Raw genomic sequence first — 26,109 nt, forward strand, 5'->3', positions numbered from 1 at the left:
GTATATAATCCACTCATAAGAAAAACTAATTCTAAGAGTGGTTAATATGTCTCGTCGCGTCCCGCCATTAAATGCCCTTAAAGCATTTGAAGCAGCTGCTCGTCACTTGAGTTTCACCAAAGCAGCTGAAGAGCTTTATGTCACACAGGCCGCAGTGAGTCATCAAATTAAAACACTTGAAGAGCACCTTGGTTTAAAGTTGTTTTTGCGTAAAAACCGCTCATTGTTATTGACTGAGGAAGGACAGGGTTACTTTTTAGATATAAAAGAAATCTTTACCCAATTAATCGATGCCACAGAAAAACTGCTAGCGCGAGGTGCAAAAGGTTCCCTAACAGTCAGCTTAACCCCGAGTTTTGCAATTCAGTGGTTAGTACCCAGACTTAGTTTATTTAATGAGTTACATCCTGAGATTGATGTACGAATAAAGGCGCAAGATCAAGACGAAAACTCACTCTCTGATGATGTTGATGTGGCTATTTATTATGGTCGTGGTCATTGGAGTGGGGTGCAAACACATAAACTACACACCGAATACCTTGTACCCTTGTGTAGCCCTATGTTGCTAACAGGACCTAAGCCCCTTGATCAACCAAGCGATTTAGCTAATCACACACTGTTGCATGATACTACGCGAAAAAACTGGAAAACCTGGATGAAAACCGCCGGTGTGCGTAATGTACAAGTAAACCAAGGCCCTATTTTTAGCCACTCTTCTATGGTGTTACAGGCTGCGGTTCATGGTCAAGGCGTTGCAATTGGTAACAGTGTTTTAGCAAAACCAGATATTGACGCCGGACGCTTGGTGATCCCCTTTAGCCATAGTTTAGAAAGTAAAAATGCCTACTACTTGGTTAACCGTGAATCACAATCAGAGCTGGGTAAAATAGTCTCCTTTAAAGAATGGATGCTAGCGTTAGTAGAGCAAGAACAAGAGTTTTAAAATGACAATACAATGGATAAAAGCGAAACAACCTGCCCACGCACAATTTATTTTTGCTCATGGTGCAGGCGCAGGCAGTGACTCTGAATTTATGCAACAGATGGCAAGTTTGTTAGCTGAGCAGGGCGTTAATGTAGGCTTATTTGATTTTGAATATATGCAAATCGCCAAACAAACTAATAAGCGCAGACCACCTGAACGAGCCCCTAAATTACTCGCTTATTTTGCCCACGTAATTGAACAAACAGACCCAACATTGCCATTATTTATTGGTGGGAAGTCAATGGGTGGAAGAATGGCCAGCATGCTTGCGTGTGAAACAGATAAAAAGGTTAACGGTGTGTTGGCTTTTGGCTATCCATTTCATCCGCCGGGTAAGCCCGAGAAGTTACGTATTGATCATTTCGGCGATATTCCATGTCCATTTATGGTGCTCCAAGGTGAGCGCGATACATTTGGTACGCGTGAAGAGTTAGAAGCGCTCACGCTTGCAAAGCGTCCAGAGTTTATGTGGTTAGTTGATGGTGAGCACTCTTTGAAACCACGCAAAAAAAGTGGTGTTACACTTGAGCAAAATTTACAAGTGGCAGCTGATCACGCAAGTAAATTTATTAAGCAGCATTGTTAGTTGAATTAAAGGAGAGTGCTATGATCAAATTATTCCTCATGGCTGGTAGCTTGTTTTGTATGTTGTCAGTGGTACTTGGCGCATTTGCTGCTCATGGTTTAAAAAGCCGAGTATCTGAATATGCTATCGGCGTATTTAAAACCGCTGCTGAGTATCAAATGTTCCATGGCCTTGCACTTATTACTGTGGCTATTTTAATAAAGTGGGGCTTAAATTTAACTGCCGCTGGCTGTTTTTTTATCGTAGGTATTTTACTCTTTAGTGGGAGTTTATATTTACTCGCAGTGACAGGCTGGAAGTGGCTAGGGCCAATTACACCTCTAGGCGGACTGTGTTTTATTGTTGGTTGGTTGATTATTTTAGTGCAAGTGGCACGGTTTAAATTTTAACAAAGAATATCGCGCAGAATGCGCAATTTAAGGGTTTTTATGTCAAGCGTAGTGATTTATTGTCGTAGTGGGTTTGAAAATGATGCCGCAGCAGAAATAACCTTTCATGCTGCAGAGCAAGGTTTTGCCGGTTATGTGAAAGCCAAACCTAACACTGGTTATGTGGTTTATGAGTGCTTTGAGGCATCACACAGTGACGAAATCATCAAAAAAGTTGATTTTAAAAACATGGTGTTTGCACGCCAGTGGTTTGCCGGCACATTACTTGAGAATATGCCCGTTGAAGACCGCGTGGGTGAAATTAAAACAGCAGCTATAGATTTTCCGCTGTGCTCAGAACTACGTGTAGAAACCCCTGATACTAATGAAGGCAAAGAGCTTTTAACGTTTTGTAAAAAAATATCAACACCCCTCAAAAAAGCATTAGAAAAACAAAACACCGTATTGCGTGAGCCCAAAGCTAATCGTCCGGTTATGCATGTGATGTTTTTGACTAACAATACAGCCTACGTGGGACATTCATACAGCTACAATAACTCACCATTCTTTATGGGCATTTTGCGCTTGCGTATGCCAAGTGATGCGCCGAGCCGCTCGACTTTAAAGCTTGATGAGGCATTTAATGTATTTATACCACCTAATGAAGTTGAGTCACGGGTACAAGCAGGAATGCGTGGCGTAGATTTGGGCGCATGCCCAGGTGGATGGACATATCAACTAGTGCGGCGCGGTATGTTTGTCAGTGCTATTGATAATGGCCCAATGAATGATGATTTAATGGAAACAGGGCAAGTGAAACACTTTCGGGCCGACGGTTTTAAATACCGCCCAGAGAAGCGCAATATTCAATGGCTCGTGTGTGATATGGTTGAAAAACCAACTAAAGTAACAAACTTGATGATTGATTGGGCAGTGAATGCCTACGCAAAAGAGCTCATCTTTAACTTGAAGCTGCCAATGAAAAAGCGCTTTGATAGTGTGTATGAATGTTTAACTATGATCAAAGAAGAGCTTGATAAATACGGTATTACCTATGAGCTTCAGGCAAAGCATTTATACCACGATAGAGAAGAGATTACGGTGCATTTGAATGTCACTAAAGTACCACAGAGTTTATATAGTTAAGTAACCTGAACTCAGGATAATAAATCTATCTCCCGCGGCTACTTTCAACGCTAACTGCGTTGAATTTACTTGCAGTAGGCTAGCTATTGACGCGTAAATTCGCCTTGTTATCGGTAAAAGTTTCCGGCTGGAGACTAATAAATATATTTGTGATTTAATATCAATACATTAGTACATCTCTTAACCAGAGTTCAGGTTAAGTAAGTTTAAAACGTAAAAAGCACAGCGAATGCTGTGCTTTTTTATAGTGGATTGAGTTAATCTCGGTAATTAGGTCGGTAGTTATCAACCCAAAGGCGCGTTGCACCACAAACAGCCACAGGCATAACAATTAGATTAACGATTGGAATAGCCGTCAGCAGCATCACAGCAAGACCAAAACCGTAGGATAAGCCCTGCTTTTGCTTTAAATCTTGTTTCATCTGCTTAAAGCAAATTTTGTGGTTATCAAATGCATAGTCTTTATATTGCACCGCATACATCCAGCAAGTAAACAACACCCATAGCACTTGGCCGATAACAGGTAGTATCCATAATAAAATAAAGAAACCAATTGCCCGGGGTAGGTAATAACATAGCTTAGTCCACTCGCGGCCCAGCATGCGGGGAACATCTTTGACCAAATCAGCAAAGCCATCATCGTTAACTTTTTGACCGGTTAAATAAAGCTCTACTTTTTCACTCAGTAAGCCATTAAAGGGCGCGGCAATAAAGTTAGTTATTACGCTAAACAGCATACTGTAACTAAATAGAATAACTAAAATTGCAATGGGCCACATTAACCATTCTAGCCAACTCAACCAGCTTGGCAGCATATTGTTTAAATAGGCAAACCCTTCAGTTAGCCAGCCGTATAAAAAAAACAGTGAGCTACCAAATAGTGCAATATTGATTAATAAAGGAATAAATACAAAACGTTTGAGACCTTTTTGAGTGATCAACTTAAAACCGGAAAAAAAATACTCCATACCTTGAGTAAACTGCACGCTAAATACCTCAGATCATTTTTATCATTAAGCGCAGTATAAATCGCTCAGTTTTATTGAACAGTATTTTTAGGTAACAAAGTATTTTTTATTTCTTAAAGAGGGGAGAGAAGCGGATTTTAGCGGTGTATAACGTTAAAAAATTTAATATGCGCAAATACTATTATAGAGTTTAGTAGGTTTAGCTCGATGATCCCGATATACTAATGCTCCTTCTTTTTGAGCAATAAGCATGTCTAAAATCTTTATTATTGGTTTACCACGAACCGGAACAACCAGTATAAGTGTCGCTTTATTAGAGTTGGGTTTAAAAGTGGCTCATACTGCTTTTACTAAAAAGGCCTTTGAAGTGGCTGATGCGGTATCGGATGCACCCTGTTTTAGCGATTATAAACAGTTGGATGCGCTATTTCCTGGGTCTAAATTTGTGTATTTGAATCGCGATTTAGATAAATGGATCCCATCAATTACCATGCTACTTGAAAAAATGGCACCGCATTTAGAGCTAAAAAATGGGCATTTTAGCCCAGTGCTTAAGCGAAGCTTTCATCAAACTTTTCCTAATATTCCCCCTTTATGTACAACAACCCTAACTCGTCATTTTATTGAACACCAGCAAGGTGTTTATACTTATTTTAAAAATCGTGATGACTTTTTATCGATTGATGTTAGTGAGCCAGGAAGCTTTTTAACATTAAAGCAATTTTTAGGTTTACCCATAGAAGGGGATTCTGATTTTGCGAAGTTGAATGTGGGCCGCAATGTTGCAAATTGGCGTGAGTATAAACACCCAAATAAAGTGAATGCTAATTTAGCAGGGCTAGAGCATAGAAAGTTTTTTGATTATTATTAAACATATCCTTGCAAGTGGCACTATTCATGTTATGTATCAAAGTTATAAGTTTAAAGTGATAAAAAATAGGGCGAACAAGGTTGTTCATTTGTTACAATTCGGTATAGTTTGACAACAAATTTTTAATATAAAATTGAGATGTTCTATGCAGTTAGTCGATTTAAACCCCAATGACCAGGATGTGATTAATGTTTTTACCGATATCGACCGACTTATTTGTTCCTTATACCCAGTGGCGACCGCGCAATCTCTTACCTTAGAAGAACTAAGCTTAGATAATGTGTATGCCATAGGCCTTAAAAACGAAGATGGCATTGTTGCCTGTGGTGCTATTGTTATGCAATTAGACACCCCCCCTTATGGTGAAATACGCCGCTTGTATGTAAAACCTAGCTATCGTGGTAAAGGTTTATCTCGGCGCATAATGCAGATTTTGTTGCATCATGCTGGCGAAGAGCAGATTCCTTTAATTCGTTTAGAAACAGGGCCTAAGCAAAAAAAATCAATTAGTTTGTATGAAAATTTAGGCTTCCAATCCTGTGGCCCGTTTGGTAACTACAGTGAAAACCCTCAAAGTTTGTTTATGGAACTGGGCCTGAACCAATATTGACGATTGAAATAACTCTCCTAATTGATTGGTGCTTATGTAGTTTTAAGCACCTAACCATTTCTTTTTCTCCTTTTGCTTTAGGGTCTGTTGACCTTTGCGGATTAAAATTTGTTCAAACTAGGAGCGATTTAATCGCGGCGCGAGGTTTGTAACCTAGTGGGCTAAGTCAAAACTGAGCTACAAAGAGTAAATCGCTCCTAGGCAGAACCCGAAGGGCAGCGCTTGTTTGGCATTGATGCTGCGTTATCACCTATTTATGGGGAACAACCACACCACATAGGTGCTGCCTTGCCTAAATACCAAACAGGCTGCTGCAAATTTAACCTTGAAAGGTCAACAGACCCTAGTATTTTAAATTTCACTCGTTACGAGTAAAAATACTTGTTGGACACAATAGTCTTTTTTTCTTTTAATGCGCGCAATTAGCCGACAATGATCTCGGCATCATTAAATAACAGAGAAAGATAAATGAAAGATACAACATCACTAGAGCAAGCTCGCACGAGTTACAATGTTCGTCATTGGAGCCAAGGTTTTTTTGGTATTAATGATCAAGGTGATGTGTATGTTGCACCCAAGGCTGATGCTCCAGAGCAAACCATTGCATTAATTGATATTGCCAAACAGCTTGAAGATAAAGGCTTGAGCCTGCCTGCTTTGGTGCGTTTTCCGCAGATATTACATCATCGCGTTCATAGCCTATGTGCAGCTTTTAATACTGCAATTGAAAGCTACGGCTACCCGAAAGATTACTTACTGGTTTACCCAATAAAAGTAAATCAACAACGTGAAGTGGTAGAAGAGATAGTCGCAAGCCAAGCAAATATTGAAAAGAAACAATTGGGTCTGGAAGCTGGTAGTAAACCTGAGCTATTAACTGTGCTTGCCATGGCAGAAAAAACCAGCGCTGTGATTGTATGTAATGGCTATAAAGATAAAGAGTACGTGCGTCTTGCATTGATTGGCGAAAAACTAGGTCACAAAGTCTATATCGTGCTAGAAAAACTTTCTGAGCTGGATATGGTGTTAAGCCAAGCTAAAGAGCTTAATGTAAAGCCACGTATTGGTATTCGTGTGCGTTTGGCATCGCAAGGTAAAGGTAAATGGCAAGCAAGTGGGGGTGAAAAATCTAAATTTGGTTTATCTGCATCACAAGTCTTGCATGTAGTTAATCGTTTAAAAGAATCCGATCAACTTGATTTAGTTCAGCTTGTGCATTTTCACTTAGGTTCGCAAATGGCTAACATTCGAGATGTACGCTTGGGTGTTAGTGAGGCGGCACGCTTTTATTGTGAACTACGCAAGTTAGGAGCGCAAATTGAGTGTTTAGATGTCGGTGGCGGTTTAGCGGTTGACTACGATGGAACGCGAAGCCAATCCCATAATTCAATGAACTACAGCCTGGCGGAATATGCGAATAACATTGTTTACACCATAGGTGATATTTGTAAGCAGTATGAACAACCATTTCCGACGATTATTTCTGAGTCAGGGCGTGCGTTGACGGCACACCATGCTGTGCTTATTTCAAACGTGATTGGTACCGAAAGTTATGTACCCGAAGACATTGAAGCACCGGCTGATGACGCGCCTTTATTACTTAAAAATATGTGGTTATCTTGGCAGCAATTACATGTACTTACTGATGACCGTGCGTTAATTGAGATTTATCATGATAGCCAAGGTGATTTAGCTGAAGCGCATAACCAATTTGCAATGGGATTGTTAGATTTAATTCAGCGTGCGTGGGCGGAGCAAATTAACTTACGTGTATGTTATGAGCTTAACAAACATATGGATAATAAAAACCGTTTTCACCGGCCTATTATTGATGAACTCAATGCACGACTCGCGGATAAGTTTTTTGTTAATTTTTCATTGTTTCAGTCATTACCTGATGCGTGGGGAATTGACCAAGTGTTTCCGGTATTACCATTAAGTGGTTTAACTGAAGCACCACAAAAGCGTGCGGTGTTGCTTGATATAACTTGTGACTCTGACGGTGCACTTGATCATTATGTTGATGGTCAAGGCATTGAAAGCACATTACCTGTGCCAGAGTTTAGCCCTGAAAAACCGTATTTAATGGGCTTTTTCTTAGTGGGTGCTTACCAAGAAATACTAGGCGATATGCATAATTTATTTGGTGATACCCACAGTGCAATGATCACTATGGATGAGCAAGGCGATGCCAGTATAGTAGAGGTAAACCAAGGTGATACAGTGGCAGACATGATGCGCTATGTCCACTTGGATGTTGAAGGCTTTCAGTCTTCTTATGCGCAGCTGGTGGCCAGTAAATTACCTGCAAGCGAGCAGCAAAGTGTGCTTGATGAATTAAAAGCTGGTTTAGACGGTTATACTTATTTAGAAGAGCTTTAATATGACGACCTTGTTTGATCATACCGATCACTCATTGTACTCCAACGGCATGACGTTTTTACGCCAGCCCATGGTGCAAAATATCACCGACATTAATGCAGATGTGGTGGTGCTTGGTTTACCGTTTGATTTGGCGACGTCGGGTCGACCGGGTGCACGCTTAGGGCCTGATGCAATTCGTCGTGCATCAGTGCATTTAGCGTGGGAAGAAACAAAATACCCGTGGACGTTTCCTTTGTTTGAGCGTTTAAAGTTAGCCGATGCTGGGGATTTTACTTACCCAGTTGGCGACCCTGAGTATTTTACTGCGCAACTTGAATTAGCCGCGGAGCAAATTTTACGCCAGGGTAAAACATTACTCGGCCTAGGAGGGGATCACTTTGTTACTTTGCCGTTACTGCGCGCCCACGCTAAACGCTTTGGCAAAATGGCTTTAGTACATTTTGATGCTCATACAGATACCTATAGCAATGGCTCACGTTATGATCACGGTACTATGTTTTATCATGCGCCAATGGAGGGGCTAATAGATGTAGAGCACAGTATTCAAATCGGTATTCGTACTGACTTTGATCAAAGCAAGCATGAATTTGCCGTCATTGATGCCATGGCAGCGAATGATTTATCGGCGCAAACTATTGCTGAACAAATTTTAGCACGGGTGGGGGAGTTACCTGTGTATGTTACTTTTGATATTGATTGTTTAGATCCGGCATTTGCGCCAGGTACAGGCACACCAGTTTGTGGCGGACTGAGCAGCGATAAAGTGCTTAAAATCTTACGCGCTCTCAAGGGAATAAATATAGTGGGAATGGATGTTGTAGAAGTGTCGCCGTCGTACGATCAAAGTGAACTCACCGCGATAGCAGCTGCGACCATTGCTAATGAATTACTGCATTTATGGACGTTAAAACATAAGTACTGATTGAGCACTGTAATAAAAGCGCCATGTAGGCGCTTTTTTCATAACTCACTTGAACTTCATATTATGTTTTTTTGCATAGGTCAAACACACTGGAACTTCTATGAGTATGTAGGTTAAAAAAGTGAACCAAAACCAATTTACCTTAAAGATTAACCAACTAAACTCAACGCCAGAATCATAATAAAGACTCCCAGCAACGACTAATGTGATGGTTGTTGCGAACAGGTCTTGGCTTGATACTTTTACAAAATCATTGCCAGCAAAACGCGGGTAAATAACCCCATAACCGAGTGCGATTACGGTAATAACCAATGTGATTAATGTTAACTCAGGTGTCATTATGGTGTGTACTGCCTCGCAAAATCAATGCGCTCTTGAGAACTAGGATGTGTAGATAAATATTTAAGCCACGACTCATCAAATTGAGCTTGTTCATCTAATTTGTTTTGCAGTGCTTGTATGGCATCGGCAAAATCATCATTAGAATAACCTAAAGCAATTAATTTCTCGATAGCGTATTTGTCTGCTTCACGTTCCATATCTCGTGAAAACGCTTGCTGTAAAAAAGAAGAGCTAGAGCCAAGTACTACTTCAGTGATCCCTTCTAAGTCTCCAAAAATAATCGCTAATACAATGGTACTGGCAGTTGCTTGCGCCGCTAGTCGAATACCATGGTGGTACTCAACATGGCCTATTTCATGAAGCAAAATTGCACGCAATGCATCCGGTTTATCATTGAGTAAAATGACTAATTCATCGGTAACAATGACTCGGCCATGGGGTAACGCGAATGCATTAGCAGAAAAATAATCTGATTGATAAAATGACAGCCTAAACTTTTTTTTATCTAACTGAAGGTCATCAAGCATAGTATTCCACTGTTGTTGAATAAGCGCTTGTTTCTCACTCGGAAGCTGAGTGGGCTCTAACGCTATTTTTTCAATTACTTGTAAACTTTGTTCACCCATAGCTTCTACCATTGAAGGAGAGGCTAAACCCACACTGTATACAGCAATAGCAGGTATGCCACGATAGAGAATAAACCACAGCAACAACGGTATTAAAATTACTGAGGCCAAAATAAGTAGTTTATTTTTTTCTAATTGCTGCGCTATGCCATGGCTATGATGAGTAAACGGCCATTGAAAATTCATATCATCAGGTATGAATCGCCCACCATCAGCAAAACACACAGCAGTTGCAATACCTGGCAATGGACTATCAAATGAGCAATCTAGATTTGAAACCGAAACTATAGAGTTCGTCTGGTTATCAAACAATTGTATTTGCTCGTCATTAATTACAGCGCTGCACTGAATATGTTGGCTGCGACTAGGGTAATAGTAGCAGCCTGTTGTTTGGGTTTGATTCATTAGGTAAGCGATATATCAATGTCGAAAACGTTTGCAGCTTCTTCTGCAAAGGATGACTGCTGTTGCTCTGCAGTATCAATAATAGCTATTGCGCCATGATAAATGGTTACATCAGTAGCGGAGCAAAGCAAACGGGCTTTTCGTATTTTCGCCCATGGGTAAGCCATTCCTAAAGTAAAAATGATAGCAAATGCATTGGTAAACAACAGCATGGCGTATTGAACAGCTTTTAAATCTGATTTAAAGCTCGCCACGTCTTCGAATTGGCTATTGTTTAAAATATGATTGCGGATAATAGACTGATAAACAGCACTCACTAAGGTCAAAAATGCTACATATAATGCTGCGATTAAAACAGGGAAAATTATAGTTGATGGGTGAATATTTTCGGCATCGATAGCACCAATGCCCATTGCTGTGCCTGTCAAACCTAAAATTAGACCAAAAATAACCAAACCGGCTATGGTAACGCCAATGGTTATTAAAGCAGCCATGTAGTATTTCTCACCTTGAAGATTGACTGTAATTGGCTTGTTACCGTAGCTGATGTTTTCGTGCATATATTGATCAATGCGTTTTAGTACGTATGGCAGCAATAGGTAGAGAGTAAAGATACTCGCAATGGGTAATATAATAAAATTTATAAATGCTTCACCGTAGTTACCGGCAAAAGCAAACCGCACATTACGATGTCGAGTCATTCGCATGTTAAACCTAAGGCCCTGATTAATAATCCAAGGCATCGCGAACAATAAGCCAATTGCTAATAAAATACCAAAGGTTGGAAAAAATTGTATAACAAGACTGTAAATCACAAACACAGCAACAGCCAATATACGGCCTTTTAATATTTGTATAGGCGTTGCCAAGTAGTCAAAGCTGTGGCCGTCTATTGATGTATTACTATAAAAATATCGATAAGTACGTACTTTTGCCCAAGCAGAGTAAATACCTAAGGTGAGTATGCTCAGTAGAATATTCACTGTCCAAATACCAAAAAACTCACCAGCTTTACCACTGAATTTTACTCTGTCTTGAGATATTATTTGTGGTGAAGGGGCATGCGTTGTATTGACTGGAGGGGTGGTTGTGTCCATGTTATTTCCATATCCTTAAATTAGGTCCAGAAATCTACTAAATAATTGCCTTTTTATCAATCAAATTATACTGCAATGGCTGATTTACAGTATTTTTTTGAACTTTTCAATTTTAGAACTCTCCCCTAAACCTGTTATACTAGCTGCATCATTTTATGGGGCTGTTATGATTTCAAAAAACCAACTCAAGTTAATTCGTGCATTAGGGCAAAAAAAGTACCGAAAGCAATACAATCAATACCTTGTACAAGGTGAAAAAAATGTGCTTGAGTTGTTAGCGAGTGATTTAGCGGTTGTTGATTTATTTGCTACGCCTGCGTTTATTAATCAGCATCAGGCTCAATTTAATAAAGTGAGTATGATTGAAGCGGATGAAGACACCTTAACAAAAGCCAGTACTTTGGTTTCGAACAATGCGGCGATTGCTGTTGTGGCGATGCCGAAAGTGGAGCTACCCAACGCGCAAGGGTTAATTTTAGCCCTTGATGGGGTTTCAGACCCTGGTAATTTAGGAACTATTATTCGTGTTGCTGATTGGTATGGTATAAAACATATCGTGGCAAGTATCGATAGCGCAGACCCCTACAACCCAAAAACAATCAGTGCCACAATGGGTTCATTTGTGCGTGTTGCAGTAAGTCAGGTTGATTTACCTTCTTATTTAAAAACGCTTAACTTGCCTATATATGGTGCATTTTTAGAGGGTGAAAACCTACATAAGACTGAACTATCGCAATCAGGAGTGTTACTTATGGGCAGTGAATCTCATGGAATTCGCAGTGAGTGCGCTGAACTGGTAACAAACAAAATAACCATTCCTGCGTTTGGTGCGGCCGAATCGCTCAATGTCGCGATGGCTACAGGGATTATTTTAGATAACTTTAAACGCCAAGCTTAACCTTTTGTCTCAAAATAGGTTAGATTAGTACGTGATAAATAATAATAACAATTGGTAAACCAAATAGATGCGTTTGAGCACCATAAAATTAGCGGGCTTTAAATCCTTTGTAGAGCCCACTAAAATTCCATTTCCTGATCAAATGACGTGTGTCGTTGGCCCCAATGGCTGTGGCAAATCAAACGTGATTGATGCAGTGCGTTGGGTTTTAGGTGAAAGCTCTGCAAAAAACCTGCGTGGTGACGCCATGACCGATGTTATTTTTAATGGTTCCACTAACCGAAAACCTATCTCTCAAGCATCAGTTGAGCTCATTTTTGATAATACTCAAGGCCATCTACCTAATACCTTTGCTGATCGTAACCAAGTTGCTATTAAACGTTTAGTTACTCGTGATGGTCAATCGCTGTATTTTTTAAATGGTAGCAAGTGCCGTAAACGTGATATTACCGATATATTTTTAGGCACAGGGCTTGGCCCGCGCAGTTATGCGATTATCGAACAAGGGATGATCTCGCGTTTAATTGAGAGTAAGCCTGCTGATTTACGTGTTTTTCTTGAAGAAGCAGCAGGAGTATCAAAATACAAAGAACGGCGTCGTGAAACCCAAACCCGCATTAAAAGCACCCGTGAAAATCTTGAGCGTTTACTTGATGTGCGCCAGGAGCTGCAAGCGCAAGTTGATAAGCTCGCTTTACAATCGGTTGAGGCCAAAAAGTTTAAAGAGTTAAAAGCCCAAGAACGCACATTGAAAGGGCAAATTGCGGTGTTAAAGTGGCAAAAGCTGCACCAACAACAAGTAGATAAAAATCAGCAAATAGCTAAATTAAATGAACAAATTAATTTTTATAAACAAGCCAATGCAGGCCATGATGACGTATTAACGAGTCTTGAGCTTCAAGTACAACAACGCCAACAGCAGTTAGCTGATGCGCAACAAGCGCAACATAATACCCATACCCAACTGACACGCATTGAACAACAACAAATCAGCCTAAAGCAACAGCATCAAACATTAAGTCAAAGTTTAATTAAGCAGCAAAACCTTCAGTTGCAAAGCCAAGAGCAGCAATTGCAGCAACAAGGTCATACAAGTGAGTTGGCTGAGACCTTACAAAATGCCATAGAACACACACTTATCTGTGATGAACAAGTGACGCAAATTGCTGAGCAAGTAGAGCAATCTCAACAACAAAAAAACCTTGCAAATAGCCAGTATCAAGAGCTAAACGAGCAACTTCAAACGGTATCAAATAACCATAATAAAGAACTCAACACCCAAGCACAGCACCAGCAAAACCTGCATTATATCATTAAACAATTGGATGATATTGAACAGCAATCGGCAGAGCTTGCACAAAATTCAATTGCAAAACAGCTAGATGAACAACATACGTTAATGCAATCTTTAACCAAAGAACTTGCAGCAAAACAAAGCGCACTAAACAAGACAACGCTCAGTGCTCAATCCGCTTATGATGCATTAACACAAAGCCAAATTGCGCAGCAAAATGAAGCGCAAGCAGTAAATGAGAATAAAGCCAAAATTGCCGGCTTAAGCAGTATGCTTAAGGGTGACAATAACCAAGATACAGGCACTTTATTAGCGCAACTTGAGGTAAAGCCTGGTTATGAACAGGTAGTTGAACAGGCCCTTTTGAATTTAACACACTTAGCTGTTAAACCAGCCGCTGATAACAATAGTGTTTGGCTCAGTACAAACAATGCTAAAGCGGGTTCCGTTGCATCACTAATTGAGTGCGGTGTATACCCTGATTTATTAGAACGTATTGCTTTTGCAGATAATTTTGAGTCGAGTATATTGGATGATGAGTTTTGGCTTGCTGTTATTGACGGTAATGCCAATATAAGTGGGCGTAACTGGCATTTAAGTAATCATAGCGATGCTGATAGTTCTTTGCTGCTCAAAAACAAGCAGCTTAATGATGCAAAAGAGTTGGCTACCTCATTGCAATCACAGCTTGAAAGTGCGCAAACAGTTGTAAGCGAAAATAAATCCGTTCACAGTAATCTTTTAATCCAAGTAGATGACTTAAAAGATGCTGTACACCAATTGGCAAAAAAAATAGCTGCAGCCAGCACTCGCCGCGATATGCTAAAAGAGCAATTAACTCAGTTTCAATCCCAACAAGAAAAACTCTCTACTAAGCGTCAAAGTTTACTTGATGAACAAGTAACTATTAACGCAGCTATGCAGCAGCAACAACAGCTTATCGAACGTATAGAACAACAACAGCAACAATTATCAGCACAACGTGAACAAGCCAAACAGACACAGCAACAGTGCGATAATGAATACCAGCAGCATAGTCGTGTATTTGAGCAATATAAGAGTCAAGCGCATCAAGCTAACTTAGCGGAGCAAAGAGCGCGTAGCGAGTGCCAACTAAGTGAAACTAAGTTACAACACGCTTTGAGCGCATACAACACTGCCAGTGAATCGGTAACAGAGTTAACTAATCAAATTGAAGAGTTAGTGCTCCCACTTGAAGAAAGTGCCGAGAAAATACTGTTACTTCTTGAGCAGCACCAACAAGGAGACGCTGAGCTTACTAATCTAAAAGCTGGTTTAGCGGATGCAAAAACGGCGCTTTTGGACAAGCAAACAGCACTCAAATCATCACAAAGTGAATTGAGTAGTTTACAAGAAAAACTCCAAGCTTTAGCCCTTGAAGAGCAAAGCCTGATAGTAAAAGCGCAAGCCGCGCTTGAGCCACTGGCTGAACTTGAGCAAAATTTAAAAGCAGTATTGGCGCAATTACCAGAGTCAGCTAATTTATCGTCAATGCAAGCACAGCTTAATCGTATAGTGCAAAGTGTGAATGAATTGGGCGCAGTAAATTTAGCGGCAATCGATGAATTTGACCAAGCTAAGCAACGCAGTGAGTATTTAGAGCAGCAACTGGAAGATTTAACGAATGCACTTTCAAGTCTTGAAGGAGCAATTCATAAGATTGACCGTGAAACGAAAACGCGTTTTAAAGCAACGTTTGATCAGGTTAATCAAGACTTCGGTGAGTTATTCCCCAAAGTATTTGGTGGCGGTAGTGCATACCTTGAATTAACCAGTGATGATTTACTCGAAAGTGGTGTTAGTATAATGGCACGGCCTCCGGGCAAGAAAAATTCAACAATTCACCTGTTAAGTGGTGGAGAAAAAGCGCTGACCGCATTATCATTAGTGTTTTCAATATTCAGGCTCAATCCAGCTCCTTTCTGTATGCTGGACGAAGTTGATGCACCACTTGATGATGCGAATGTTGGCAGGTTTTGCCGTTTAGTAGAGGAAATGTCACAATCGGTGCAATTTATCTACATTAGCCATAATAAAATTGCCATGGAAATGGCAGGACGATTAACTGGTGTTACAATGGCTGAACCGGGCGTATCGCGCATGGTTGCAGTTGATATTGAACAAGCAGTGCAGATGGCACATGCATAATACAATTTTTGATAGAATAAATAATAAAAGGTGAGGGGATGGCCGAACAATTAAGATGGGTTTTAATTATTATCAGTGTAATAGTCATTGGTGGATTATTAATACATGGCCTATGGTCAGTTCGTAAAAAAGAGGCACCCACGGCTACGACGAATGAGCGTGTTGAACCAACTGAGCAGCCATCAGTAGAGCAGCATTCTGAGCCTTTACAAGCAGCCCAAACAGATCGCGACGAGCCACAATTTGGCGACCTCAGTTTTTCAGCTGATGACGTAAATGAAGCTGAGCAATTGAGTGAAACTGATATTCAGAGCTCAGATGAGTCAGTTGATGAAGCTCAAGCAGAGCAAGAGCAAGAAACTCCTCCTGCTGATTTTATTATTGTTCACATCCAAATGCCTGAAGGCATGGCTATGGAAGGCAGTAAATTATTACCTGCAATCAATACCCTTGGCTTTAAATATTCAGAAGAAGGCTTTTTTAATCGCCACCTAGACCCTGCGGGACTTGGCCCTGTACTTTTTCGCTTGGTAAATATGTATAATCCAGGTACGTTTGATATTGATAATATGGAACAATTTAGTACCGCCGGTATAAGCTTATTTATGACCTTACCATGTGATGGTGACGGATTAGCTGCATTTAATATGTTGCACAGTGCTGCAAAGAAATTGGCGGATGAATTTGGTGCCACAATCTTAGATTCTCAACGTGAAGAGATGACTGTTGACAGTGTTCGCGAGTATGTTGAGAAAGTGAGAAGTTTCAGCGCTTAATAGCTTATTCAATAAATTAACTTTTTAAGAATTTTTTAAGCCACTAGGCGATAACTCGTTTAAGTGGCTTTTTTATGTTTTAGAGGCCAGTATGTCTACTCCAGTTTTAACGCAAATTAGTGCGCTTCGTCAGCAATTAGATGATCATAACTATAACTATTATGTGCTCGATACCCCTTCTATTCCAGATGCTGAATACGATCGCCTGTTACGAGAGTTAAGTGCGTTAGAAACCGCTAACCCTGAGTATTTTAGCGCTGACTCTCCAACGCAAAAAGTTGGTGGAGCTGCCCTTGCCAAATTTGAACAAGTTGCTCACCAGGTGCCCATGCTTTCACTTGATAACGCCTTTAGTGAAGAAGAGTTTGCCGCTTTTAACCGCCGTGTAAAAGAGCGATTAATGGATAACAGCGAACTTACTTTTTGTTGCGAGCCAAAACTAGATGGCCTTGCTGTCTCTATTTTGTATCGGGATGGTGTGCTTGTTCAGGCCGCCACTCGAGGAGATGGCCAAACGGGTGAAAACATTACTCAAAACGTAAAAACGATTCGTAATGTACCGCTTAAATTACGCGGTACTGATTACCCACGTGAAATAGAAATCCGGGGTGAAGTATTTATGAATAGCGCTGGATTTGACAAACTCAATGCTGAGGCTGAAAAGCGCGGCGAAAAAGTGTTTGTTAATCCGCGTAATGCTGCTGCTGGAAGTTTGCGCCAATTAGATTCAAAAATAACGGCAAAGCGACCACTGATGTTTTATGCCTACAGCATTGGCGTTGTGACTGAAGGTGAGCTACCGAGCGATCATTATCAACAATTGGCTAAGCTTACTGATTGGGGACTACCACTTTGCCCTGAGACCAAGCTGGTGGAAGGTGAAAAAGCTGCGCTTGATTATTATCAAGATATTTTAGAGCGTAGAAGCAGCTTGAAATATGAAATTGATGGTGTGGTAATTAAACTTAATAATAAAGCCATGCAAGAGCGTTTAGGTTTTGTGGCTCGCGCACCGCGATGGGCAATTGCTTATAAATTCCCTGCTCAAGAAGAAATTACTCAGCTACTCGATGTTGAGTTTCAAGTAGGGCGTACCGGTGCAATCACTCCTGTTGCGAGACTTGAACCGGTATTTGTCGGTGGTGTTACAGTGTCGAATGCGACATTACATAATGGTGATGAAATTGCGCGCTTAGGTGTAAAAGTGGGCGATACCGTTATTATCCGCCGTGCTGGTGATGTTATTCCGCAAATAACGCAAGTTGTACTTGAACGCCGACCTGATGATGCCAAAGACATTGTTTTTCCTAAAGCGTGTCCTATTTGTAACTCGCACGTTGAAAAGGTCGAAGGAGAAGCCGTTGCGCGTTGCACGGGAGGCCTTGTTTGCCAAGCACAGCGCAAACAAGCGATAAAACACTTTGCTTCTCGTAAAGCACTCGATGTGGATGGCTTGGGCGATAAAATTGTTGATCAGTTAGTCGATAGAGAGCTGGTTAAAACACCTGCTGACTTATTTATTTTAAAACAAGGTCATTTTGAATCACTTGAGCGTATGGGGCCTAAGTCGGCTAAAAATTTGGTTAGTGCTTTGGAAGATGCAAAGCAAACGACGTTAGCTAAATTTTTATACTCACTGGGTATACGTGAAGTGGGTGAAGCAACGGCGCAAAACTTAGCGACTCACTTTTTAACCCTCGAAAAAGTAACTCAAGCAAGTATTGAAGCCTTGGTTGAAGTGTCCGATGTAGGCGAAATTGTTGCAAAACATGTGAGTAGTTTCTTTGCAGAACCACATAATACAGACGTGGTTAATGCGCTTATTGAACAAGGTATTCATTGGCCAGAGTTAGCGCCTGTAAGCGTTGATGAGCAACCACTTGTGGGATTAACCTATGTACTCACCGGCACACTCAACGAACTGAACCGTAACGATGCAAAAGCACGTTTACAAGCATTAGGTGCTAAGGTCTCTGGCAGTGTTTCAGCAAAAACAGATGCACTTATTGCGGGTGAAAAGGCGGGCTCAAAGCTTACTAAAGCACAAGATTTAGGCATTGATATCCTCACTGAAGATGATTTAATTGCGCTACTGGCAAAACACAATGGATAGCGCACTTACTGTATTTGAAAGTACAACATTGAGCTTTGGCCAGTGGCTAAAGCCGTACATGTATAACATAGCTTTATTGTTGGTTGTGTGTTTGGTATCTCTGTATGCTAATGACATTATCAAGGTAACTAAACGCTTTGTTGCAAGGCGGCATTTTTTTGTCAGAGTCGCTGTATTTGTTTTAGTTACCGGTTTTGGTTTTGGCTTTCTGGTGGTATTTGCAACACCTCTATTGAGTAAACTGTTATTGTTTTTTGGTACACAGTGGTTAGGTCTTATGGTTATATGTGCTTTTACTGTATTAGGTGTTATTGCTGATAAGAAGAACCAATTGTAATGCGTTATGGTCCAGAATATTGGGATAAATACGGCGCTTACCGCACGCCAGTTGCGTTTCACCTAAGTTTGCTGGTGTTATTAAGAGCTTATTTTATTTGGATAATTGCGGCATTAAGCCGCCGCCCTGAATTAGATATTATGTCTTTGGTTTTTCGCTCTAAACATGATTTTTTTAGTGCGTTGGCTATTGGCGCTATTGCTATTATACCAGCGGTAATATTTTGCTTGCGTAGGCCACAAAAAAATGTACAAAGTGCAGTACGGTTAGCGAAAATATGGCGTTTTATGCGTTGGCCTTTACTTGCCTGTGCCGCACTTGACTTAAGTTGGTTAGTTATTCAGGCAGCCCATAGTTATTATCAATTTTCGATGTTTTTGGCGTTACAAATGGTGGTCATACTATGGGTACTACTTTATTTAGCAAAAAGCCGTTATTTGACAGTGTTTTTTAATGATTGGCCTGATCCAATTACTGAAAAAAAAGCAGAGTAGGCACAATGAATAAGATTAATCTACGTATTGCCTTTGTGGTTGCTATTGTTGGTTTATTACTCGCTATAATAGCAACGTTTACAGCAGTATTGCAGCAACCGTGGTTTATTTTTGTTGTTGCTTTGTGGGGATTCATCTTCTGCTCAGCCTGCTACCGACTTACATCGCTTTTTAAAAAGCGTAACCCTGCCAGTGAGTTTTTAAAGCGAGATACGCAACATCTAATGGTGTTCAGTCTCAATGGTTTTTTTGATAGTAAAAGCGGCCCACACTGGCTGGTAATTGACAGCATTAAACGTATTGAGACAAAAGATAATTATATTTGTTTTTATAATCATGATGAGAGTGACTTTATTGTGAGCTTACCCGCGAGTAAAGCTGAACTAGACCATTATTTGCATCGTTTTTTTACCCAAGAAGAATGGCAATCAATTACCTTATATTGAAATGAACAGCAAGTATGGCCGGTATAATAAAGAGCTACTTTATTTATTCTCTATTAAATAGTAAATCGACTTTTTAGGGGCATTCCCATGCGGCAAACAGTGGGGTTGGGTGGAAGTTGCCATTGGTGTACCGAAGCTATTTTTGCTTCCTTGATAGGCGTTGTGCGAGTTGAACAAGGCTGGTTTAAAATAGCTGATACCACTAGCAATTTTAGCGAAGCGGTCAGGGTCACATTTGATTCTGAGGTTTTAAGTTTAACAGATTTAATTGCTATCCATATTGATACCCACAGTGCTACTGAGGTGCATAGTATGCGTCATAAGTACCGTTCGGCAGTTTACACATACAGTGAGCAGCAAGCTCTACAGGCAAATGTTGCCATTCATGCTAAACAGGATGACTACAGCAAACCCTTGATTGTTCAAGTGCTTGCGGCAGGTGAGTTTAAACATTCCCCCGCAAAGTACCAAGATTATTATTATAGTAATCCACATAGGCCTTTTTGTGAAATGCGGATAAATCCTAAATTATCAAAATTATTAGCGCATTATCGTGATAATGTAGACCGTAATAAACTTTCTCATCTAATTTTATGAGGTTAACGATGTTAAATTGGAATGATATTTTAAATTTTGCTAGTAAAGGTAACCCCGAGCCAAGTCGAAAAGTTGAGAAGACTGATACTCAGTGGCGTGCTCAACTAAGCGATGAAGCCTTTTATGTTACACGTAACAAAGGAACTGAGCGGCCACATAGCTCAGACAGCTGTACTTTATTTGAGCCTGGTGAGTATGCCTGTGTATGCTGCGATAATGTGCTATTTGAAGGGGATGAAAAATTTGATAGTGGCACTGGCTGGCCATCATTTACACAACCTGCAAAAACAAACTCAATTGCCTACATTAGTGACAATAGTCATGGCATGCAGCGAATTGAAGCTGTATGCAATGTATGTGATGCGCATTTAGGGCATGTATTTCCAGATGGCCCAATGCCTGGTGGTTTACGCTATTGTGTTAATGCTTTATCACTTAAAAAACTTTAAATAGTGTTTAGTCGGGAGGCGTTATTAGTTGAGCAATAGTAAAAATTAAATGCTCCCGACAAATAGGCTTTGTAATGCAGTAATCGGTTAATTGAGTAAATTCAAGTTGTTCATTTTTCAGTGCTGAAGCGGTTACTGCAATGATAGGAATATGTTTATATTGTTCATTTTCACGTAAGGCTCTAGTAGCCTCAAGCCCCCCCATAACCGGCATTTTCATATCCATGATGATGAGATCAGGCGGACATTGAGTTATTTTTTCTAAAGCAACTTTGCCATTTTCAGCTTCTTCAATTTGAAATGGCCAACGAGATAAAAACGACACTAAAAAATCACGGTTGTAAGCAATATCATCAACAATTAATATTTTATTTGGGCCAAACCTATAGCTCGCGATTGCTGGAAAGTTATTTTGGGTTGCGATTGCCTCATGTTGCGCGTAAGCAACATCAGGAATTTCAATAGTAAACTCGCTGCCTTTATTGGGCTCACTAATTACATTAAGAGTGCCGCCCATAAGCTTAATAAACTTAAGTGATATAGTAAGCCCTAAACCGGTGCCACCGTATTCATCACTTTTTTGACCTTGCGCTTGCTCAAATGCATTAAAGATATTTTGTTGTTGATCTTTGGCAATGCCTTTTCCTGAATCAATCACTTTTATAATTAAACTAACATGATCGCCGGTATTATTTACGTTAGCATCAAAAATTGCCCGTACATAACCTTGTTGGGTAAATTTTATAGCATTACTTAGTAAGTTAATCATAACTTGGCGAAGTTTGTTGCCGTCAAGCAGAAGGGCTTTTTTGGCATTAGCTGTACATGTAATAGTTAGCCCTAAGTCTTTTTGTGCGCATTGTTGCATAAACATCATAGAAAGCTCATTACTCATTGAACTTAGTTCTACATGATCAAGTTCTAGGTGCATTTTACCCGCATCAATTTTAGAGATATCCAAAATATCGTTGAGGATATTCAACAGCGAATTACCTGAAACAGTAATAGCCTCTAAATAACGTAATTTGGTTACATCAATTTCTCTATCTTGTAAAAGCTGACTAAATCCAAGCACCGCATTTAAAGGGGTACGAAGTTCATGCGACATATTGGCCAAGAATACACTTTTAGCCTGATTAGAGTACTCCGCCTGTTCTTTTGCAGCTAAGTACTCTTGGGTACGTGTTGTTACTATTTCTTCAAGCACCGATTGTTGCTCATGCATGTTATTGATTTGCTCTCTTACGGCGGCTCGCATCATTTTAAACCCACTTGCCAAAGTACCAATTTCATCTTGGCTGTTAATGTGAATAGGGTGGTCTAACTCACCTGTTGTAATAGCGTGCGAGAACTCAACGAGTTTATCGATAGGTTGCAAGATAATTTTGCGAATTATTATATAAGCTATTATTAGTGCGGTGGATAAATAAATGGCAAATAATGAGATAGCATTGGTTATGATGAGCTTTATTTTTTCTGCTAAATCATCACCCGCAAAGCTGACAATTACAGAGCCAATTTTATTTTTGTTATGGTTGTTAACAGGGATCACAACATCATAATGACCGTCTTTACTTAGTATATTTTGTTGGTTCTTCTCAATGGCTTGTAAGAGGGCATTATCAGTAATGACTTTAGACAGTTGTTCTCTATCTATATGCGCGACAATTTGCGCTTTGTTATCAACAAAATATATATTTGTTAAATTGTTAAAGTTATTTTGTGTGATTAAATCAGTTAATGCGATAGCTTGAATCTTAAGCACCCAACTATCCTCATTACTATCAGTTGTTAGCTTATCTATTTCAACAAGCATAGGTGTCACGATAGCTGAGGCTTTTTCGCTCATATTTAATAATGTTTGATTTTTTAACTCAATGACATGCAAACCCGTACTAACACCTAAAACGAGCGTGATGGTAAAGCCAATTATCAATAAGATTTTATGAGCGATTGTTAAGTACATAGGCGTAAAATTTATTCTTTTTTGTTTAGTAGGGAATCAATTTTTTTATTACTGCTATCTAACGTGTTTTGAATATCCGCACCATAAAAAATTTGACTGTATGCATGAGAAATTATTTCACCAATTTCAGGGAATAACGTAATGCCCGACTGTATATAGCTGGGGGTCGCATTTTCAAACACCCACAACATCGTATTATTGAACCCCGGTTTATTTACTAAGTTAAATAACTGCTCCTGCCAAATTTGCATACGTGGAGGTGACCCACCAGTACTCAACAACATGGCAGTTTGAGCACTTGTAGCCCACTGTATAAACAACCAAGCAGCTGATTTGTTTTGCGAGTGTGCGTTTATTGCCAGGGCCCAAGCCCACGGAGAGGTTTCTCTTGAAAAAGGTCCTTTAGGCAGTGGGGCTGCCTCCCATTTGTCCCAAACAATAGATTCATTTTTGGTGTCTATTTCATTATAAAAATGTGACGCAATAAAAGCCGACGCAAGTTTGCCTTCTTTAAACAGCTTACGTATTTGATAAAAGTGCAATGTACGACTATTTGCAGGGTTGCCGTAGCCTGTAACTAAATCACGATAAACTTCAATAGCGTTATAAGCGCTTTGTGAGTTACTGGTTGCTCTAACTTCGTCAGTAACTATCTGTGCACCATAAGAGCGCATGACTGGTAAAACAGTCCATGTATTTAAACCAGCCCCAGGCATAGTTCTTGATGCAAATGCACGTACATCGCTATATTCAGGGTGTTTATCGAGCGCCTGCTGAAGAGTCACCTTGGTTGTTAATAATGCTTCATAGGTGTCCGGAACATCAATATTGAATTTATCAAATAAGTCTTTTCGGTAAAAATATATTGGCGCAGAGAAATCAAAGGGTAGAGATAGAAGTGTACCGTCTATTTGGCATAAAGATAGGCTATTCGGGCTTATATCTGTCATTTTATACCAGCTTTGATCGGTCAATAGTGGGTTGTTTAAAAAACTAGCAAGTGGCTCTAAATAATTATTTGCATGGGCTTGTCCTAAAAAGGTAACGCCCATTGGTATCACATCATATAACCCCAGCCCTTTACTAAGGTCAATCGCTCTGCGATGGCGCATTTTGGACTGTTCTAATGCATGGAATCCAACAGAAATCCCTGTTAGCTTTTCAAATATAGGTAAGTATGGCTTTAACGCCATAAATGCAGGTTGCTCATCTGCAAGAACATTAATATGAGTGCCTTCATATCGGCGCCAATCAATATGTGCTTTTTGCCAGTTGGTTAACGACGTTTTACTTTGTACGAGTTGAAAGGGGTTGGTCAAAGTACAACATGCAAGCAATAGATAGAGTAAATTAAAACGGCGTTTCAATGTATTTCCCCTAATATGTTGTTTAAATTATGGAATGTTTATATTGTCATTAATTAACTATCTTTATCAGTTAATTTTAATCCCATCTCTTGTGCATTATTAACAATCTTATTAAAGCGTTGTTGTTGCTCAGCATCCAAAGATGCAGTTGATAATAGTGTATAGCACTTTTTTGCGGTAATTAAATTAAATGATTGCCCATTTTTTTTATTATCGTCAAATAGGCACTGCAGTAGGTTTAGTGCAATACTCGCATTGCGAGGCATGATTCTAAACGCTTGACTAAATGCCTCAAGCGCCGCATTTAATTGGCCTTTATTAAATTGAGTGACAGCATGATTATTGAGTTCTTTTGGTCCCATTTTTATGTCTCTGCGTTCAACTTGTTGCTGTTGAATATAACGCAAGTAAACGGGGTCACTTATATTTGGGTGACGCTCGCAATGATCAATGATTTGATTAAATAGGTTTTGTGCTTTGACATGAAAACCTAATTCGTGAAACGCTTTTGCTTTATCAAGCGCACCATCAATTGAGCGAATTTGGTTTTCATCATCATCAAGTTGTTCAATTAGCTTTTTAGCTTTTTGGTGCTCATCTTTAAGGTAGTGTAAGCGAGCGTTTAAAACATCAATCTGAGTTTGATTATGACTATTTGGAAATTGATTTTTTAAGTCGCTCAAATATTTATTTGTTTGGCGTGAAATGCGTTGTATTTGATCGCTTTGATCTGTTGTAAGCGCAAAATCAATTCCAGCACGCGCTGCATTTAAATATATATCAGGATGGTCATGAATCGAATACTTAGCGTATTGAGCGATGTCTTTATGTGTTGTGTAGTTTTTTTCGTAGTCATGGTTCAGCATTGCAACGTTACTTAAAGATTTTTGGCGTTTTAAATTAAGTGGGGCAATATCTGCTGCTTCACTTAAAAACTCTTGTGCAGACTCAAATTGATTTAGCTTAACTTCTAAAGAGCCAAGTAAGTTTAATGCTACTAAACGTGTTTCGTTCTGAGTTAGCATTGTTTTAAGCATACGCTGGGCAAGGATATGCTCATTATTTGCAATTAAGGCTTCAACTAAACCAACTTTAGCCCATGTGAACTTTTGAATATTTAGTGCTGATTTAAAAAATGTTTTGGCTTCTTCATGGCGCTTTAGCCTAAGTAGTACATCACCTTTAAGGCGTAATAAAATTGCGCTGTACGTGTTTTGTTTACTCATTAATGATGCATTGATGTTTTTTAATGCTTTTGAATCATTACCATCATCAATCAAATTATATATTTTCTGTAAGTTACTTTTACGTAGCAATATTTTTTCGATACGTATTTTTAAATCACTAATGGAAAATGGTTTAACCAAAAAATCATCAGGTTGGAGTTCAAGCACGCTGTGAACTAATGAGCCGGTTGTTTCAGCTGAAATGAAAATGAATCCAGTGGAGTTTTTGATTAATTGTTTAACTCTGAGCTCTTCATACAATTGGTAGCCATCTTGATGTTTGCTTAAATTAAAAGAGCATACAATAAGTTCAAATTGTTCAGTAAGACAAAGCTCTTTTGCTGCATTTGCATGCTCAGCAAAGTGCAATTGCCGAAAGCCTAACTTTTCAAGCGATTGTTTCATGTAGCTTTGAGCAAGCGGTTGCTCTTCAACTATTAGTATTTTTGCATTAGGAAAAGTCTTTTTCGACATTAAGCTTCGGACCATATGAATGTACCTTTGACTATAATAAACAGTCTAGCCGCTTACAAGGCAATTTAATATTTAATCACAGTAAATAGATCTTTATTTAATTGATAATTAAAAATAACTTGATTGGAAAAAGAAAAAAGATAGTGCATAGGAGGTTGCAGAGAAGTATATCCAATGACATAACACTTAAGT

The 26,109-nt window shown here is 39.6% G+C and carries 24 protein-coding genes; 17 read left to right on the plus strand and 7 right to left on the minus strand.

What is annotated here, in order from left to right:
- Window positions 1-46: 46 nt before the first annotated feature.
- From ACFI4Z_RS17250 to rlmM, 4 genes are read left to right on the plus strand one after another with little or no spacing between them, the layout of a single operon-like run.
- Window positions 47-943 (plus strand): transcriptional regulator GcvA, encoded by an 897-nt coding sequence (locus ACFI4Z_RS17250; protein ID WP_462671625.1) that lies wholly within the window; start codon window positions 47-49, stop codon window positions 941-943.
- A gap of 1 nt (window position 944) precedes the next feature.
- Entirely contained in the window at window positions 945-1,571 is a 627-nt protein-coding gene (locus ACFI4Z_RS17255; RefSeq protein ID WP_462671626.1) for an alpha/beta family hydrolase, read from the plus strand.
- 20 nt (window positions 1,572-1,591) lie between these two features.
- Window positions 1,592-1,960 carry a DUF423 domain-containing protein gene (locus ACFI4Z_RS17260; protein ID WP_462671627.1) on the plus strand — a complete coding sequence of 123 codons (369 nt, stop codon included), beginning with the start codon at window positions 1,592-1,594 and terminating at the stop codon, window positions 1,958-1,960.
- A 39-nt stretch (window positions 1,961-1,999) separates the two neighbouring features.
- Window positions 2,000-3,085, plus strand: a complete 1,086-nt coding sequence (gene rlmM, locus ACFI4Z_RS17265) for a 23S rRNA (cytidine(2498)-2'-O)-methyltransferase RlmM (RefSeq protein ID WP_462671628.1) — start codon at window positions 2,000-2,002, stop codon at window positions 3,083-3,085.
- 257 nt (window positions 3,086-3,342) lie between these two features.
- On the opposite strand, the gene cysZ is transcribed toward rlmM, so the two are convergent.
- Window positions 3,343-4,053, minus strand: coding sequence for a sulfate transporter CysZ (gene cysZ, locus ACFI4Z_RS17270; RefSeq protein ID WP_462671647.1), 711 nt, complete (start codon window positions 4,051-4,053; stop codon window positions 3,343-3,345).
- A 250-nt stretch (window positions 4,054-4,303) separates the two neighbouring features.
- On the opposite strand from cysZ, the gene ACFI4Z_RS17275 reads away from it, so the two are divergent.
- From ACFI4Z_RS17275 to speB, 4 genes are all read left to right on the plus strand, one after another.
- Window positions 4,304-4,924 (plus strand): sulfotransferase, encoded by a 621-nt coding sequence (locus ACFI4Z_RS17275; protein ID WP_462671629.1) that lies wholly within the window; start codon window positions 4,304-4,306, stop codon window positions 4,922-4,924.
- A gap of 145 nt (window positions 4,925-5,069) precedes the next feature.
- Entirely contained in the window at window positions 5,070-5,534 is a 465-nt protein-coding gene (locus ACFI4Z_RS17280; RefSeq protein ID WP_462671630.1) for a GNAT family N-acetyltransferase, read from the plus strand.
- 468 nt (window positions 5,535-6,002) lie between these two features.
- Window positions 6,003-7,916: a biosynthetic arginine decarboxylase gene (speA, locus tag ACFI4Z_RS17285; RefSeq protein ID WP_462671631.1), complete on the plus strand. Its 1,914-nt coding sequence runs from the start codon at window positions 6,003-6,005 to the stop codon at window positions 7,914-7,916.
- A 1-nt stretch (window position 7,917) separates the two neighbouring features.
- Window positions 7,918-8,841, plus strand: a complete 924-nt coding sequence (speB, locus tag ACFI4Z_RS17290; protein ID WP_099296037.1) for an agmatinase — start codon at window positions 7,918-7,920, stop codon at window positions 8,839-8,841.
- Between the two features lie 45 nt (window positions 8,842-8,886).
- On the opposite strand, the gene ACFI4Z_RS17295 is transcribed toward speB, so the two are convergent.
- Genes ACFI4Z_RS17295 through ACFI4Z_RS17305 form a run of 3 tightly spaced genes read right to left on the minus strand, consistent with a single transcriptional unit; the run spans window position 8,887 to window position 11,311 of the window.
- Window positions 8,887-9,180: a hypothetical protein gene (locus ACFI4Z_RS17295; protein ID WP_462671632.1), complete on the minus strand. Its 294-nt coding sequence runs from the start codon at window positions 9,178-9,180 to the stop codon at window positions 8,887-8,889.
- A complete protein-coding gene (locus ACFI4Z_RS17300) occupies window positions 9,180-10,214 on the minus strand; it encodes a M48 family metallopeptidase (RefSeq protein WP_462671633.1) in 1,035 nt (344 codons plus the stop codon). Before ACFI4Z_RS17300 ends, ACFI4Z_RS17295 begins: the two co-directional genes overlap by 1 nt.
- Entirely contained in the window at window positions 10,214-11,311 is a 1,098-nt protein-coding gene (locus tag ACFI4Z_RS17305) for a YjgN family protein (protein WP_462671634.1), read from the minus strand. The genes ACFI4Z_RS17300 and ACFI4Z_RS17305 overlap by 1 nt, the downstream gene beginning before the upstream one ends.
- A gap of 166 nt (window positions 11,312-11,477) precedes the next feature.
- Here ACFI4Z_RS17305 and ACFI4Z_RS17310 point away from each other — a divergent pair, with 166 nt between their 5' ends.
- The 9 genes from ACFI4Z_RS17310 (at window position 11,478) to msrB (ending at window position 20,884) form a co-directional block, all read left to right on the plus strand.
- A complete protein-coding gene (locus tag ACFI4Z_RS17310; protein ID WP_099296033.1) occupies window positions 11,478-12,209 on the plus strand; it encodes an RNA methyltransferase in 732 nt (243 codons plus the stop codon).
- Between the two features lie 67 nt (window positions 12,210-12,276).
- Window positions 12,277-15,672: a chromosome segregation SMC family protein gene (locus ACFI4Z_RS17315; protein WP_462671635.1), complete on the plus strand. Its 3,396-nt coding sequence runs from the start codon at window positions 12,277-12,279 to the stop codon at window positions 15,670-15,672.
- 38 nt (window positions 15,673-15,710) lie between these two features.
- Window positions 15,711-16,448, plus strand: a complete 738-nt coding sequence (gene zipA / locus ACFI4Z_RS17320; RefSeq protein WP_462671636.1) for a cell division protein ZipA — start codon at window positions 15,711-15,713, stop codon at window positions 16,446-16,448.
- Between the two features lie 91 nt (window positions 16,449-16,539).
- Window positions 16,540-18,561, plus strand: a complete 2,022-nt coding sequence (ligA, locus tag ACFI4Z_RS17325; protein ID WP_462671637.1) for an NAD-dependent DNA ligase LigA — start codon at window positions 16,540-16,542, stop codon at window positions 18,559-18,561.
- Window positions 18,554-18,898, plus strand: a complete 345-nt coding sequence (locus ACFI4Z_RS17330; RefSeq protein ID WP_462671638.1) for a DUF3392 family protein — start codon at window positions 18,554-18,556, stop codon at window positions 18,896-18,898. Before ligA ends, ACFI4Z_RS17330 begins: the two co-directional genes overlap by 8 nt.
- Window positions 18,898-19,392 carry a DUF2919 domain-containing protein gene (locus ACFI4Z_RS17335; protein WP_462671639.1) on the plus strand — a complete coding sequence of 165 codons (495 nt, stop codon included), beginning with the start codon at window positions 18,898-18,900 and terminating at the stop codon, window positions 19,390-19,392. The genes ACFI4Z_RS17330 and ACFI4Z_RS17335 overlap by 1 nt, the downstream gene beginning before the upstream one ends.
- Before the next feature lie 5 nt (window positions 19,393-19,397).
- Window positions 19,398-19,838 carry a hypothetical protein gene (locus ACFI4Z_RS17340; protein WP_462671640.1) on the plus strand — a complete coding sequence of 147 codons (441 nt, stop codon included), beginning with the start codon at window positions 19,398-19,400 and terminating at the stop codon, window positions 19,836-19,838.
- An 87-nt stretch (window positions 19,839-19,925) separates the two neighbouring features.
- On the plus strand, window positions 19,926-20,435 hold the full coding sequence (locus ACFI4Z_RS17345) for a peptide-methionine (S)-S-oxide reductase (RefSeq protein ID WP_462671641.1): 510 nt from the start codon (window positions 19,926-19,928) through the stop codon (window positions 20,433-20,435).
- Window positions 20,436-20,443: 8 nt separating this feature from the next.
- On the plus strand, window positions 20,444-20,884 hold the full coding sequence (gene msrB, locus ACFI4Z_RS17350; RefSeq protein WP_462671642.1) for a peptide-methionine (R)-S-oxide reductase MsrB: 441 nt from the start codon (window positions 20,444-20,446) through the stop codon (window positions 20,882-20,884).
- 7 nt (window positions 20,885-20,891) lie between these two features.
- Here msrB and ACFI4Z_RS17355 read toward each other — a convergent pair whose 3' ends face one another.
- The 3 genes from ACFI4Z_RS17355 to ACFI4Z_RS17365 are packed head-to-tail and all read right to left on the minus strand — an operon-like array spanning window position 20,892 to window position 25,917.
- A complete protein-coding gene (locus ACFI4Z_RS17355) occupies window positions 20,892-22,850 on the minus strand; it encodes an ATP-binding protein (protein ID WP_462671643.1) in 1,959 nt (652 codons plus the stop codon).
- Between the two features lie 11 nt (window positions 22,851-22,861).
- The gene (locus tag ACFI4Z_RS17360; RefSeq protein WP_462671644.1) at window positions 22,862-24,217 is read right to left on the minus strand and encodes an extracellular solute-binding protein; all 1,356 of its coding nucleotides are present in this window, start codon (window positions 24,215-24,217) and stop codon (window positions 22,862-22,864) included.
- Window positions 24,218-24,270: 53 nt separating this feature from the next.
- Window positions 24,271-25,917: a response regulator gene (locus tag ACFI4Z_RS17365; RefSeq protein ID WP_462671645.1), complete on the minus strand. Its 1,647-nt coding sequence runs from the start codon at window positions 25,915-25,917 to the stop codon at window positions 24,271-24,273.
- Window positions 25,918-26,109: the final 192 nt, after the last annotated feature.

The organism is Pseudoalteromonas sp. RWi3 (genome assembly GCF_054960735.1).

What these genes read in the sequence shown, in the direction of transcription:
- ACFI4Z_RS17250 (WP_462671625.1), top strand. Translation starts at nt 47, where the DNA reads ATGTCTCGTCGCGTCCCGCCATTAAATGCCCTTAAAGCATTTGAAGCA.
- ACFI4Z_RS17255 (WP_462671626.1), top strand. Translation starts at nt 945, where the DNA reads ATGACAATACAATGGATAAAAGCGAAACAACCTGCCCACGCACAATTT.
- ACFI4Z_RS17260 (WP_462671627.1), top strand. Translation starts at nt 1,592, where the DNA reads ATGATCAAATTATTCCTCATGGCTGGTAGCTTGTTTTGTATGTTGTCA.
- rlmM (WP_462671628.1), top strand. Translation starts at nt 2,000, where the DNA reads ATGTCAAGCGTAGTGATTTATTGTCGTAGTGGGTTTGAAAATGATGCC.
- cysZ (WP_462671647.1), bottom strand. Translation starts at nt 4,053, where the DNA reads ATGGAGTATTTTTTTTCCGGTTTTAAGTTGATCACTCAAAAAGGTCTC.
- ACFI4Z_RS17275 (WP_462671629.1), top strand. Translation starts at nt 4,304, where the DNA reads ATGTCTAAAATCTTTATTATTGGTTTACCACGAACCGGAACAACCAGT.
- ACFI4Z_RS17280 (WP_462671630.1), top strand. Translation starts at nt 5,070, where the DNA reads ATGCAGTTAGTCGATTTAAACCCCAATGACCAGGATGTGATTAATGTT.
- speA (WP_462671631.1), top strand. Translation starts at nt 6,003, where the DNA reads ATGAAAGATACAACATCACTAGAGCAAGCTCGCACGAGTTACAATGTT.
- speB (WP_099296037.1), top strand. Translation starts at nt 7,918, where the DNA reads ATGACGACCTTGTTTGATCATACCGATCACTCATTGTACTCCAACGGC.
- ACFI4Z_RS17295 (WP_462671632.1), bottom strand. Translation starts at nt 9,180, where the DNA reads ATGACACCTGAGTTAACATTAATCACATTGGTTATTACCGTAATCGCA.
- ACFI4Z_RS17300 (WP_462671633.1), bottom strand. Translation starts at nt 10,214, where the DNA reads ATGAATCAAACCCAAACAACAGGCTGCTACTATTACCCTAGTCGCAGC.
- ACFI4Z_RS17305 (WP_462671634.1), bottom strand. Translation starts at nt 11,311, where the DNA reads ATGGACACAACCACCCCTCCAGTCAATACAACGCATGCCCCTTCACCA.
- ACFI4Z_RS17310 (WP_099296033.1), top strand. Translation starts at nt 11,478, where the DNA reads ATGATTTCAAAAAACCAACTCAAGTTAATTCGTGCATTAGGGCAAAAA.
- ACFI4Z_RS17315 (WP_462671635.1), top strand. Translation starts at nt 12,277, where the DNA reads ATGCGTTTGAGCACCATAAAATTAGCGGGCTTTAAATCCTTTGTAGAG.
- zipA (WP_462671636.1), top strand. Translation starts at nt 15,711, where the DNA reads ATGGCCGAACAATTAAGATGGGTTTTAATTATTATCAGTGTAATAGTC.
- ligA (WP_462671637.1), top strand. Translation starts at nt 16,540, where the DNA reads ATGTCTACTCCAGTTTTAACGCAAATTAGTGCGCTTCGTCAGCAATTA.
- ACFI4Z_RS17330 (WP_462671638.1), top strand. Translation starts at nt 18,554, where the DNA reads ATGGATAGCGCACTTACTGTATTTGAAAGTACAACATTGAGCTTTGGC.
- ACFI4Z_RS17335 (WP_462671639.1), top strand. Translation starts at nt 18,898, where the DNA reads ATGCGTTATGGTCCAGAATATTGGGATAAATACGGCGCTTACCGCACG.
- ACFI4Z_RS17340 (WP_462671640.1), top strand. Translation starts at nt 19,398, where the DNA reads ATGAATAAGATTAATCTACGTATTGCCTTTGTGGTTGCTATTGTTGGT.
- ACFI4Z_RS17345 (WP_462671641.1), top strand. Translation starts at nt 19,926, where the DNA reads ATGCGGCAAACAGTGGGGTTGGGTGGAAGTTGCCATTGGTGTACCGAA.
- msrB (WP_462671642.1), top strand. Translation starts at nt 20,444, where the DNA reads ATGTTAAATTGGAATGATATTTTAAATTTTGCTAGTAAAGGTAACCCC.
- ACFI4Z_RS17355 (WP_462671643.1), bottom strand. Translation starts at nt 22,850, where the DNA reads ATGTACTTAACAATCGCTCATAAAATCTTATTGATAATTGGCTTTACC.
- ACFI4Z_RS17365 (WP_462671645.1), bottom strand. Translation starts at nt 25,917, where the DNA reads ATGTCGAAAAAGACTTTTCCTAATGCAAAAATACTAATAGTTGAAGAG.